This window comes from Streptomyces sp. DSM 42067, assembly GCF_055792885.1.
Genome location: NZ_CM147706.1, coordinates 2,728,090 through 2,740,215, shown reverse-complemented (window position 1 = coordinate 2,740,215; position 12,126 = coordinate 2,728,090). Strand labels below are relative to the sequence as shown.

Genomic DNA, 12,126 nt, shown 5'->3' with positions numbered 1-12,126 from the left:
GGCCGACACGAGGCACGAAAACAGGGGAGAGGGAAGCACGGTCATGAGCGTGGTCTTGGACGTTCTCTACATCGCGCTGATGTGTTTCCTCATCGTGCTCATTTTCCGGTTGGTCATGGACTACGTCTTCCAGTTCGCCCGCTCGTGGCAACCCGGCAAGGCGATGGTGGTCGTTCTGGAGGCCACCTACACTGTCACCGATCCACCGCTGAAGCTTCTGCGGCGGTTCATTCCGCCGCTGCGTCTCGGGGGCGTGGCGCTCGACCTGTCCTTCTTCGTCCTGATGATCATCGTCTACATCCTGATCTCCATCGTGAGCCGGCTGTGAACGATACGGTCTTGCCGAATGCCGACGACTACGTTGAGGTGAAGAGATGCCGTTGACCCCCGAGGACGTGCGGAACAAGCAGTTCACGACCGTCCGCCTCCGAGAAGGCTATGACGAGGACGAGGTCGATGCCTTCCTCGACGAGGTCGAAGCCGAGCTGACCCGCCTGCTCCGGGAGAACGAGGACCTGCGCGCCAAACTGGCCGCCGCGACGCGGGCCGCTGCCCAGAACCAGCAGCAGGCCATGCGGAAGCCGCCCGAGCAGCAGGATCGTCCCGGCGCTCCGGTACCCGCTGCCATATCGGGACCGCAGCCGGTGCCGCCGCAACAGCAGCATCAGCAGCACCAGATGGGCGGACCGCCCCAGCTGCCCAGTGGCGCACCCCAGCTGCCTGCAGGTCCCAGCGGCCACGGCCCCGGCCCCCAGGGTCCCGGTCCGATGGGCCAGGGTCCGATGGGCCAGGGTCAGATGCCGGGTCAGATGGGCGGCCCGATGGGCGGTCCCATGGGTGGTCACGGACCCCAGCTGCCCGGCCCCGGTCAGGGTCCCGGCGGTGACAGCGCCGCGCGCGTCCTGTCCCTTGCGCAGCAGACCGCCGACCAGGCGATCGCGGAGGCCCGTTCCGAGGCCAACAAGATCGTCGGCGAGGCGCGCAGCCGTGCCGAGGGCCTCGAGCGCGACGCGCGCGCCAAGGCCGACGCGCTTGAGCGGGACGCCCAGGAGAAGCACCGCGTGGCGATGGGCTCCCTCGAGTCCGCGCGCGCGACGCTGGAGCGCAAGGTCGAGGACCTGCGCGGCTTCGAGCGGGAGTACCGCACGCGTCTGAAGTCCTACCTGGAGTCGCAGCTGCGTCAGCTGGAGACCCAGGCCGACGACTCGCTGGCTCCGCCGCGGACCCCGGCGACGGCCTCTCTGCCGCCGTCCCCGGCGCCCTCCATGGCACCGGCCGGCGCGAGCGCCCCGTCGTACGGCGGCAACCAGACGATGGGTGGCAACCCGTCGCCGGCCGGCCCCTCCTACGGCGGTCAGCAGCAGATGTCGCCCGCGATGACGCAGCCGATGGCGCCGGTGCGGCCGCAGGGGCCTTCGCCGATGCAGCAGGCTCCCTCGCCGATGCGTGGGTTCCTCATCGATGAGGACGACAACTGACGGCGGCGTGATTACGCCATAGGCGTCGGCAACGCTTCAAAGGGCCGGGCCCCCGGAGAATCTGGGGGCCCGGCCCTTTGGTGTGCGCTTCTGCCGCCGGGTTCCCACTGGCGTGGGGGCGGTTCCGCCGTCCCGCTGTCACGCCGTCCCGCCGTGGGCAATCGTGCCGATGGGGCGATGGGGTCCCCCTGCTCTGGGGATACCTCCCAGGCCAGGGTGCTCGCCGTCGTGGGGCTGTGCCCGCCCTCCCCCCACTGACTTAAGGGCGTGGGAGGTGCCCCCAGCCCCTCGGAACGCCTGCCCACAGCGGCGGAACGCCTGCCCGCAGCGGCGGAGCGCCTGCCCACAGCGATGGAGCGGCTTCCCGCCGCGGGATACGGCGCGACGCCGAGGCTGTGGTGGGGGCGGCTGCCCACGGCGGTGGCGGTGTAGTCGGCGCGCAGCTGTGCGGTGGTACAAAACGCCGAAGGGCCCGGTGCCCAAGATTCTTTGGGTGCCGGGCCCTTCGGTTGCCCGTCAGGGGCGTGCGGCCTACGCCTTGTGGAGGCGGAACGTCAGGGTCAGCGACTCGTCCGTGAACGGCTCGCCGTACGTGGCGTCCGGCTCGCCCTGGGCGAAGTCCGTCGCGAGGACCTCGTCCGCGATGAGCGACGCGTGCTCGGACAGGGCGGTGACGACCGCCGGGTCCGTCGCCGTCCAGCGCAGGGCGATGCGGTCCGCGACGTCCAGGCCGCTGTTCTTGCGGGCCTCCTGGATCAGGCGGATCGCGTCACGGGCGAGGCCCGCCCGGCGCAGCTCCTCCGTGATCTCCAGGTCCAGCGCGACCGTGGCACCCGCGTCCGAGGCCACCGACCAGCCCTCGCGGGGCGTCTCGGTGATGATCACCTCGTCCGGGGCCAGCGTCACGGTCTCGCCGTCGACCTCGACCGACGCCGTGCCCTCACGCAGAGCGAGGGACAGCGCGGCCGCGTCGGCGTTCGCGATGGCCTTGGCGACCGCCTGGACGCCCTTGCCGAAACGCTTGCCCAGGGCGCGGAAGTTGGCCTTGGCGGTCGTGTCCACCAGCGAGCCGCCGACCTCCGAAAGGGAGGCCAGGGACGAGACGTTGAGCTCCTCCGTGATCTGCGCGTGCAGCTCGCGAGACAGGGACTCGAAGCCCGCCGCCGCGACCAGCGCGCGGGACAGCGGCTGACGGGTCTTCACACCCGACTCGGCACGCGTCGCACGCCCCAACTCCACCAGCCGCCGCACCAGCACCATCTGCTTCGACAGCTCCGGGTGGATCGCGGACAGGTCCGCCTCCGGCCAGGACGAGAGGTGCACGGACTCGGGCGCGCCCGGCGTCACCGGCACGACCAGGTCCTGCCACACCCGCTCGGTGATGAACGGGGTCAGCGGGGCCATCAGGCGCGTGACCGTCTCGACGACCTCGTGCAGGGTGCGCAGCGCCGCCGCGTCGCCCTGCCAGAAACGGCGCCGGGACCGGCGTACGTACCAGTTCGACAGGTCGTCGACGAAAGCCGACAGGAGCTTGCCGGCGCGCTGCGTGTCGTATGCCTCCAGGGACTGGGTGACCTGGTCGGTGAGCGCGTGCAGCTCGGACAGCAGCCAGCGGTCCAGGAGCGGGCGGTCGGCCGGGGCCGGGTCGGAGGCGGACGGCGCCCAGTTCGACGTACGGGCGTAGAGCGCCTGGAAAGCGACCGTGTTCCAGTACGTGAGGAGGGTCTTCCTCACCACCTCCTGGATCGTGCCGTGGCCGACTCGGCGCGCCGCCCACGGGGAGCCGCCCGCTGCCATGAACCAGCGGACCGCGTCCGCGCCGTGCTGGTCCATCAGCGGGATCGGCTGCAGGATGTTGCCCAGGTGCTTGGACATCTTGCGGCCGTCCTCGGCGAGGATGTGGCCGAGGCACACCACGTTCTCGTACGACGACTTGTCGAAGACGAGCGTGCCGACCGCCATGAGGGTGTAGAACCACCCTCGCGTCTGGTCGATGGCCTCCGAGATGAACTGCGCCGGGTAGCGGCTCTCGAAGAGCTCCTTGTTCTTGTACGGGTAGCCCCACTGCGCGAACGGCATCGAGCCCGAGTCGTACCAGGCGTCGATGACCTCCGGGACGCGGGTCGCCGTCAGCGCGCAACCGTCCTGCGGGCAGGGGAACGTGACCTCGTCGATGTACGGCCGGTGGGGGTCGAGGCCCGACTGGTCGGTGCCGGTCAGCTCCGTGAGCTCCGTGCGGGAGCCGACGCAGGTGAGGTGACCTTCCTCGCAGCGCCAGATCGGCAGCGGCGTGCCCCAGTAGCGGTTGCGGGACAGCGCCCAGTCGATGTTGTTGTTGAGCCAGTCGCCGTAGCGGCCGTGCTTGACCGAGTCCGGGTACCAGTTGGTCTTCTCGTTCTCCTCGAGCAGGCGCTCCTTGATGGCGGTGGTGCGGATGTACCAGGACGGCTGCGCGTAGTAGAGGAGCGCCGTGTGGCAGCGCCAGCAGTGCGGGTAGCTGTGCTCGTACGGGAGGTGCTTGAGGAGCAGGCCGCGCTCCTGCAGGTCCTTGGTCAGAGCCTCGTCCGCCTTCTTGAAGAAGACGCCGCCGACGAGCGGCACGTCCTCCTCGAAGGTGCCGTCCGGGCGGACCGGGTTCACCACCGGCAGGCCGTAGGCACGGCAGACCTTGAGGTCGTCCTCACCGAAGGCCGGGGACTGGTGGACCAGACCCGTACCGTCCTCGGTCGTCACGTACTCGGCGTTGACCACGAAGTGGGCCGGGGCCGGGAACTCGACCAGCTCGAACGGGCGCTGGTACGTCCAGCGCTCCATCTCGGCGCCGGTGAAGGTCTGGCCCGTCACCTCCCAGCCCTCACCCAGGGCCTTCGCGACGAGCGGCTCGGCGACGACCAGCTTCTCCTCGCCGTTCGTCGCGACGACGTACGTCACCTCGGGGTGCGCGGCGACCGCGGTGTTCGAGACGAGCGTCCAGGGCGTGGTCGTCCAGACCAGGAGTGCGGCCTCGCCCGCGAGGGGGCCGGAGGTGAGCGGGAAGCGGACGTAGACGGACGGGTCCACGACCGTCTCGTAGCCCTGGGCCAGCTCGTGGTCCGACAGGCCCGTGCCGCAGCGCGGGCACCAGGGGGCGACGCGGTGGTCCTGGACCAGCAGGCCCTTGTTGAAGATCTCCTTGAGCGACCACCAGACGGACTCCACGTACTCGGGGTCCATCGTCCAGTACGCGTCGTCGAGGTCGACCCAGTAGCCCATACGGTTGGTGAGCTCGGTGAAGGCGTCGGTGTGGCGGGTCACGGACTCGCGGCACTTGGCGTTGAACTCGGCGATGCCGTACGCCTCGATGTCCTGCTTGCCGCTGAAGCCGAGCTCCTTCTCGACGGCCAGCTCGACCGGGAGGCCGTGGCAGTCCCAGCCGGCCTTGCGCGCCACGTGGTAGCCGCGCATGGTGCGGAAGCGCGGGAAGACGTCCTTGAAGACGCGGGCCTCGATGTGGTGGGCGCCCGGCATGCCGTTGGCGGTGGGCGGGCCCTCGTAGAACACCCACTCGGGGCGGCCCTCGGACTGCTCCAGGCTCTTGGCGAAGATCTTCTGCTCGCGCCAGAAGTCGAGCACGGCGTGCTCGAGCGCGGGCAGGTCTACCTGGGCGGGTACCTGGCGGTACTGGGGCGGCGTCATCGAAGAGCTCCTCCAACGGACTGCTGTCTTCCGTCGGAGGGACGAGAGGCGCTGTGCGCTCCCGCGGTACCACCCTCCTTGGCCCCTCGGCGCGTGTGCGTACGCCGATGAGCCCCCTCATTGGGGTCGCGATGCCGGGTCTACTGGCGTCCGCTCGCGTGCTGCGAGGCTTCGGCGTTCTTCCGGCGGCTCCGGGGTGATCTTCACGTCGCGCTCGCCCCCGGGCTCACACCGTCCCCGGGTCGCTCATGGCTGCGTACGCCGCTACTCGTCCCCATCCACGCTTTTCGCTCCTCCCCCAAGCTCACGACTGCCTCGAGCAGGGGGACCCCCATAGTGTACGGCGCCCCGGGAGGCGCGGCCGACCGGTTTTCCGGGACCCGGGGCGGGCGGGCCCCGGCAGGCGGGTCGGCAGGTGTGGGCCAGTCGGCCCCGGGCTGCGCGCGCTCTGCGCCAAATGGCCATGTCCGGCCGTCCGCGGACCACCGTTTCCCGGCTCGGCCTGCTCGGCGGAATACCTGGCGATGAGCTGGGCACAACGCATGCAGGCTTGCCGCGCGGACCCGCGGGGCGGGCGAATCGGGCGGCGTGCCCCGTTGCCGCGGGCCGGAAGTCGATTTATCGTCCCAGCACGATTCGCGAGCAAGATCACAAAATGTGAAGGGGCCGCGGCCATGGTGGCGAAGAAGACCGCCGTACAGGACTCGGCGTCCGTCAGATCGACTGGTATGGCTGGCGCGGCGGCCAAGGACACGGGCGGGAAGAAGAGCACGGCCGGACTGTGGGTCTTCCGGGCGGCGGTCGACGTCGCCAGGAGGACCATGGGTTCCATGGGCGTGAAGAGCATGGCCCGGGAGGCCGCGACAGCCCAGGGGCTCGGTGAGAAGGCGCACGTCAAGGAGGCGCCGGCCAAGAAGGAAGCCGTCGCGAAGACGGGCGCCAAGGCGACGGCATCCTCGGCGGCGGCCAGGAGGGCTGCTGCCGGGGAAGTGCCTGCGATGACGGGCGCGGCCGAGGAGACGGCGGGCGGGCCGCGGAAGAAGAGCCCTAGTGGACCCGGAGCGAAGGGTACGGCCGGGAAGGCGGCCGTGTCCGGTGGGAAGTCCGGCGGCCGGAAGGCGCCGGCGAAGAGCACGCCTGCCAAGCGGGCGACGGCGGGGACGACGGCCAAGAAGACGGCCGCGGCGAAGGCGGTGGAGGCGGTGGCCGGAACCGCCGCTGCGGAGGCGCCGGAGGACAGGGCAGCGGCCGGGAAGGCCCCCGCGAAGGAGGCGGCCGCAAGGAAGAGTCCCGCGAAGAGGGCGTCCGCCAAGAAGGCGACTGTGGCACAGACGCCGGCGAAGAAGGCTGCGGCAGGAAAGGAAGCAGCCAAGGAGTCGGTCGCGGCGAAGTCGCCGGTGAAGAAGGCTGCCGCGAAAAAGGCGGCGGGGAAGAAGACGGCCGCTGCGGGGGCGTCGGCGAAGAAGACGGCGGCCAAGAAGACGGTCGCGAAAAAGGCGGCCAAGAAGACGGTGGCCAAGAAGACGGCTGCGGAGGTACCCGCCGCGAAGAAGGCCGCAGAGGCACCCGCACCCGCGAAGAAGGCCACCGCAAAAACGACTGCGGCAAAGAGGGCTCCCGCAAAGAAGGCACCCGCAAAGAAGGCCCCCGCAAAGAAGGCCCCCGCAAAGAAGGCGGCCGTGGCGAACGGGCCCGAGAAGAAGAGGGCGCCCGCCAAGAAGGCGTCCGTGAGGCAGGGCCCAACCGAGACGGCCGCCAAGAAGGCCCCGGCCAAGAAGGCCCCGGCGACGAAGGCGGTGGCCAAGAAGGCCCCGGCGACGAAGGCGGTGGCCAAGAAGGCCCCGGCCAGGAAGACCGCGGCCAAGAAGACCGCGGCCAAGAAGGCGCCCGCCACGAAGGCCCCGGCCAAGCGTGCGGCGGCCAGGACCTCCGTACCCGCGAGGACGGCGGCCAGGAAGACGGTCACCGCGGAGGCTGCCAAGAAGACACCGGGCAGGAAGAAGGCTCCCGGCAAGGACGCGCCAGGCGAAGGGGCACCGGCCAGGAAGTCGCCGGCCGCGATAGATGCCGAGAAGGCGCTGGCCGAGGAGGCCGCAGTCAGCGAGGCGGCGGTCAGCGAGGCCGCAGTCGACGACGCGCCCGCACAGCCCGTACAGGAGGTCGCTCAAGGCGCCGCCGCGGAAAATATGGCAGGAACGGGCACGTCCGCGGAGGCCTCGGCCTCGAACAGCACGGCCAAGAAGACGGTCGCGTCCGCGGCCGAGGACGCGGCGCAGGCCGCGACGACGACGGGAGTCACGACTGTGGTTGCGAAGAAGACTCCGCACACGGCCACGGATCCGGCGAAGGCCACCGCGGTGCCCAAGGCACGTGGCGTGGAGCCGGGAGAGCTCCCGGTACGGCCGGGGGAGGACCCCTGGACCCCGGAGGAGGTCGAGGAGGCCCGGGGCGAGCTGCTCAGCGAGGCGACGCGGCTGCGTGACGAGCTCGAGTCGTCGGAGGCGTCCCTCGTCGGCCTGATGCGTGATTCCGGTGACGGCGCGGGCGACGACCAGGCGGACACCGGTGCGAAGAACATCACCCGCGAGCACGAGATGGCGCTCGCCGCCAATGCCCGCGAGATGCTCGTCCAGACCGAGCACGCCCTGCAGCGCATCGAGACCGGGACGTACGGGCTCTGTGAGAACTGCGGCAACCCCATCGGCAAGGCCCGTATGCAGGCGTTTCCGCGCGCCACGCTGTGCGTGGAGTGCAAGCAGAAGCAGGAGCGGCACCAGTGAGCCCTCGGCCGCCGTACCGCTCCGTGCTCTCGCGCGCCGCCAAGCGGCTCCTCAGCACGTGGGGCCGTACGCGCGTGTCGTACTCTCGTCCTCAGTCAGGCACCTAGGTTGAGGGACTCACGTGGCAGAGGCGGAGCGCATCATCGGTACGCCGGATACCCCAGAGGCGGCGGGGGCCGTGCAGCCGGAGCAGTCCGACGGCGATGCGGCATCGGAGCGGCAGGGCGGTTCCGAGGAGACCACCGGGTCGTCCGCCGAGGAGCGGCCCAGGGGCAAGCGCAAGATGCTCGTGCTGATCGCGGTGGCCGCCTTCGCCTATGCCCTCGACCTGGTCAGCAAGATGATCGTGGTCGCGAAGCTGGAACACCACGAGCCGGTGGAGATCATCGGGGACTGGCTCAGGTTCGAGGCGGTCCGGAACGCGGGAGCCGCGTTCGGGATCGGTGAGGCCTTCACCGTGATCTTCACGGTCATCGCGGCGGCCGTGATCGTCGTGATCGCGCGTCTCGCCCGCAAGCTCTACAGCCTGCCGTGGGCGATCGCGCTCGGCCTGCTGCTCGGCGGGGCACTCGGCAACCTCACCGACCGGCTGTTCCGTTCGCCGGGTGTCTTCGAGGGGGCGGTCGTCGACTTCATCGCGCCGAAGGGCTTCGCGGTGTTCAACCTCGCGGACTCGGCGATCGTGTGCGGCGGCATCCTGATCGTGCTGCTGTCGTTCCGCGGGCTCGACCCGGACGGGACCGTCCACAAGGACTGACGTACGGCTCTGGTCAAGGGCTGTCGGACCCGTCCGGCATACTCGACGGGTGAGCACGATTCCCGAGATCCGTACCCTGCCCGTGCCCGACGGCCTGGAGGGCGAGCGCGTCGACGCCGCCATCTCCCGCATGTTCGGCTTCTCCCGTACGAAGGCCGCCGAGCTGGCGGCGGCAGGCAAGGTGCTGGTCGACGGCGCGGCGGTCGGCAAGTCCGAGCGGGTGCGCGGCGGTGCCTGGCTCGAGGTGGAGATGCCGCAGGCACCCGCGCCCGTGCAGGTGGTGGCCGAGCCCGTCGAGGGCATGGAGATCGTGCACGACGACGATGACGTGGTCGTGATCGTCAAGCCGGTGGGTGTGGCCGCGCACCCGAGCCCCGGCTGGAGCGGCCCGACGGTGATCGGCGGGCTCGCGGCCGCGGGGTACCGGATCTCGACCTCCGGCGCCGCCGAGCGCCAGGGCATCGTGCACCGGCTGGACGTGGGCACGTCCGGGCTGATGGTGGTGGCCAAGTCGGAGCGGGCGTACACGTCGCTGAAGCGCCAGTTCAAGGAGCGTACGGTCGACAAGCGATACCACACGCTGGTGCAGGGCCACCCCGATCCGACGAGCGGCACCATCGACGCGCCCATCGGGCGCCACCCCACCCACGACTACAAGTGGGCGGTGACGGCCGACGGCAAGCCGTCCGTCACGCACTACGACCTGGTCGAGGCGTTCCGCGCGGCCTCGCTGCTCGACGTCAAGCTGGAGACCGGGCGGACCCATCAGATCCGCGTGCACATGGCGGCGCACCGCCACCCGTGCGTCGGGGATCTGACGTACGGCGCCGACCCGACGCTCGCCAAGCGGCTCGGCCTCACGCGGCAGTGGCTGCATGCGGTGCGGCTCGGCTTCGATCACCCCGGCAGCGGGGAGTGGGCCGAGTTCGAGAGCGCCTACCCCGACGATCTGCAGCAGGCCCTGGACCAGGTGCGGGCGGAGACGTACGCATGAGCCTTCCGTCGTACGAGATCCTCCCGTCGTACGTGGTGCGTGTGGCCGAGGACGCGACGGACCTCGAGGCGTGCTTCGCGGTGCGCAAGGAGGTCTTCGTCGTCGAGCAGGGAGTCCCGCAGGACATCGAGTACGACGCGTACGACGCCGACGCCGTGCATGTGCTCGCCGTGCGCGACGACGGGGTTCCGCTGGGCACGGGGCGCCTGCTGTACGGCGAGGCGGCGGCCGCCAAGACCGGCGGTGATCCGGCCGTGGGCTCCCTGGGGCGGCTCGCGGTGGCCAAGGCCGCGCGGGGGCTCGGCGTCGGGGCGGCCCTGGTGCGCGCCATCGAGGACGCGGCGCGGGAGCGCGGGCTGTCGGCGGTGGACCTGCATGCGCAGACGCATGCGCTGGGCTTCTACGAGCGGTTGGGGTACGTGGCGTACGGGGCGGAGTTTCCCGATGCGGGGATTCCGCATCGGGCGATGCGGAGGGTTCTTTAGGCGGCCTGTCGGGGCCGCCTCCGGCGGGTTCTTTCCCACCCACCCGCCCTCTTTGCGGGGGGCAAGCCCCCACGTACCCCCGGGGGCTCCGCCCCCTGGACCCCCCGCAATCGCCCTTCGGGCTCGTCCTCAAACTCCCCCAGCTAACGCTGGGAGGTGCCCCCAGACGGGCTGATATGGGTGCCCCAGACGGGCTGATACGGCACCCCAGACGGGCTGAAACACCCCCGGTGGCGGAGCCCGGTTCCGGCCATGCCCGCATGGCACGCTTGATGCCTCGTCAGTCAAGAGTGGTCGGAGCTGCTCCGTGGATCAGTTGGCCCTGCTGTTCGTCGTGTTGCTCGGGGCCGTGGTGAGCGTGCCGTTGGGGGACAGGCTCGGGCTTCCCGCGCCTGTACTGATGACGCTCGGCGGAATCGTTTTGGCGCTCGTGCCCGAGGTGCCGAATGTCGACGTCCCTCCGGAGCTGATCCTGCCCGCCGTGCTGCCGCCGCTGCTCTACGCCTCCGCGCAGCGCACCTCCTGGCGGCAGTTCGCGTCCAACAAGCGGCCGATCTTCCTGCTGGCCGTGGCTCTCGTGTTCGTCACCACGGCGGCCGTCGCCGCCGTCGCCCACGCCATCGTGCCGGGCCTGCCCATCGCCGCCGCCGTCGCGCTCGGCGCACTCGTCGCCCCGCCAGACCCGGTCGCGGCGACCGCCGTCGCAGGCCAGTTGGGCCTGCCGCGCCGCATGGTCTCGATCCTGGAGGGCGAGGGCCTGTTCAACGACGTGACCGCCATCGTGCTTTACCACGTCGCCATCACCGCCGCCGTCAGCGGCTCCTTCTCGCTGCCCGACGCCGTCCTCGAACTGGTGCGGTCCGCCGTCGTCGCCGTCGTGGTCGGCCTGGCCCTCGGCTGGGCGGCCAACAAGCTCATGGGCCTGCTCGGCGACGCCACCCTCCAGGTCGGCCTGACCCTGATGGTGCCCTACGTCTCGTATGTCCTGGCCGAGGAGCTCCACGGCTCCGGGGTCCTGGCCGTACTCGCTACGGCGCTGTTCCTCGCCGAATACGCCCTCGACGCCGACGACGTGCTGACCCGCCTCACCGGGCGCACCTTCTGGAACGTCGTCGACACCCTGGTCACCGGTGCGGCGTTCGGCCTGGTCGGGCTCGAACTGCACAACGCCGTCAGCACCGCGTCCGGCCGCTGGGGCGAGATGCTCGGCTGGGCAGCCGCGATCGTCGGCGTGGTGATCCTCGTACGACTGCTGTGGCTGCTGCCGGCGACCTGGCTGGCCAAGCGCTTGCACGCGCGGCGCTCCGACGAGGACATCCCCCTCAGCATGCGCGAGACCGTCGTCATGTGGTGGGCCGGAATGCGCGGTGTGGCCACCGTCGCGCTGGCCCTCGCCATTCCTGCGCAGATGAACGACGGTTCGCCGTTCCCGGACCGTGACGAGATCGTCTTCATCGCCTTCGGCGTCGTCATGGCGACCCTCGTCGTGCAGGGACTCAGCCTCCCGTGGCTCGTCAGGAAGCTCGGGGTGCAGGCGGACACCGAGACCGAACGGGCCCTCGAGAAGGAGCTCGCGGTGCGCGCGGCCAAGGCCGCCCGGCAGCGGCTCGAGGAGATCCAGGAGGTCGAGGAGCTGCCGGAGGAGGTGAGCGAACAGCTGCTGCGCCGAGCGCTCGACATCGGACTGAGGGTCAGTCCCGACATGGGCGACGAGGAACGGCGCGAGGCACAGGCCCACCGCGTGGAGCGCATCAAACGCATCAAACGCATCCAGGGCGAGATGCTCTCCGCCGCACGCCACGAGGTGCTCTCCGCGCGCAGCGAACCGGGTGCCGACCCGGAGATCGTCGACCGTGTGCTGCGGCATCTGGACGTGCGCAGTCTGAGGTGAGACGGCGCCCATGGAGACGGCACCCGTGTGAACTCTCTGATAAGTACGCCCACTTGGCCCGCTGTG

General features: G+C 70.6%; 9 protein-coding genes. 8 read left to right on the top strand and 1 reads right to left on the bottom strand.

The genetic code is table 11. The features are described 5' to 3' along the window. Positions 1–43: 43 nt before the first annotated feature. From ACSMXV_RS12810 to ACSMXV_RS12800, 3 genes are all read left to right on the top strand, one after another. Complete coding sequence (locus ACSMXV_RS12810) at positions 44–328, top strand: YggT family protein (RefSeq protein ID WP_181659576.1); 285 nt, start codon at positions 44–46, stop codon at positions 326–328. Positions 329–374: 46 nt separating this feature from the next. Beyond that, positions 375–1,478 (top strand): DivIVA domain-containing protein, encoded by a 1,104-nt coding sequence (locus ACSMXV_RS12805; protein WP_473177760.1) that lies wholly within the window; start codon positions 375–377, stop codon positions 1,476–1,478. A 267-nt stretch (positions 1,479–1,745) separates the two neighbouring features. After that, complete coding sequence (locus tag ACSMXV_RS12800; protein ID WP_473177759.1) at positions 1,746–1,910, top strand: hypothetical protein; 165 nt, start codon at positions 1,746–1,748, stop codon at positions 1,908–1,910. A gap of 99 nt (positions 1,911–2,009) precedes the next feature. Here the strand turns inward: ACSMXV_RS12800 and ileS are convergent, their stop codons facing one another. Then, a complete protein-coding gene (ileS, locus tag ACSMXV_RS12795; protein WP_473177758.1) occupies positions 2,010–5,153 on the bottom strand; it encodes an isoleucine--tRNA ligase in 3,144 nt (1,047 codons plus the stop codon). A gap of 674 nt (positions 5,154–5,827) precedes the next feature. On the opposite strand from ileS, the gene ACSMXV_RS12790 reads away from it, so the two are divergent. The 5 genes from ACSMXV_RS12790 to ACSMXV_RS12770 all read left to right on the top strand — a co-directional run bounded on the left by ACSMXV_RS12790 (position 5,828) and on the right by ACSMXV_RS12770 (position 12,060). Further along, positions 5,828–7,933 carry a TraR/DksA family transcriptional regulator gene (locus ACSMXV_RS12790; protein ID WP_473177757.1) on the top strand — a complete coding sequence of 702 codons (2,106 nt, stop codon included), beginning with the start codon at positions 5,828–5,830 and terminating at the stop codon, positions 7,931–7,933. Positions 7,934–8,054: 121 nt separating this feature from the next. After that, positions 8,055–8,690, top strand: coding sequence for a signal peptidase II (lspA, locus tag ACSMXV_RS12785; protein ID WP_473177756.1), 636 nt, complete (start codon positions 8,055–8,057; stop codon positions 8,688–8,690). 49 nt (positions 8,691–8,739) lie between these two features. Continuing rightward, positions 8,740–9,684 (top strand): RluA family pseudouridine synthase, encoded by a 945-nt coding sequence (locus ACSMXV_RS12780; protein WP_473177755.1) that lies wholly within the window; start codon positions 8,740–8,742, stop codon positions 9,682–9,684. After that, positions 9,681–10,169, top strand: coding sequence for a GNAT family N-acetyltransferase (locus ACSMXV_RS12775; protein WP_473177754.1), 489 nt, complete (start codon positions 9,681–9,683; stop codon positions 10,167–10,169). The genes ACSMXV_RS12780 and ACSMXV_RS12775 overlap by 4 nt, the downstream gene beginning before the upstream one ends. Positions 10,170–10,476: 307 nt before the next feature. Next, the gene (locus tag ACSMXV_RS12770; protein WP_473177753.1) at positions 10,477–12,060 is read left to right on the top strand and encodes a Na+/H+ antiporter; all 1,584 of its coding nucleotides are present in this window, start codon (positions 10,477–10,479) and stop codon (positions 12,058–12,060) included. Positions 12,061–12,126 lie beyond the last annotated feature (66 nt).

What these genes read in the sequence shown, in the direction of transcription:
- ACSMXV_RS12790 (WP_473177757.1), top strand. Translation starts at nt 5,828, where the DNA reads ATGGTGGCGAAGAAGACCGCCGTACAGGACTCGGCGTCCGTCAGATCG.
- ACSMXV_RS12775 (WP_473177754.1), top strand. Translation starts at nt 9,681, where the DNA reads ATGAGCCTTCCGTCGTACGAGATCCTCCCGTCGTACGTGGTGCGTGTG.
- ACSMXV_RS12810 (WP_181659576.1), top strand. Translation starts at nt 44, where the DNA reads ATGAGCGTGGTCTTGGACGTTCTCTACATCGCGCTGATGTGTTTCCTC.
- ileS (WP_473177758.1), bottom strand. Translation starts at nt 5,153, where the DNA reads ATGACGCCGCCCCAGTACCGCCAGGTACCCGCCCAGGTAGACCTGCCC.
- ACSMXV_RS12805 (WP_473177760.1), top strand. Translation starts at nt 375, where the DNA reads ATGCCGTTGACCCCCGAGGACGTGCGGAACAAGCAGTTCACGACCGTC.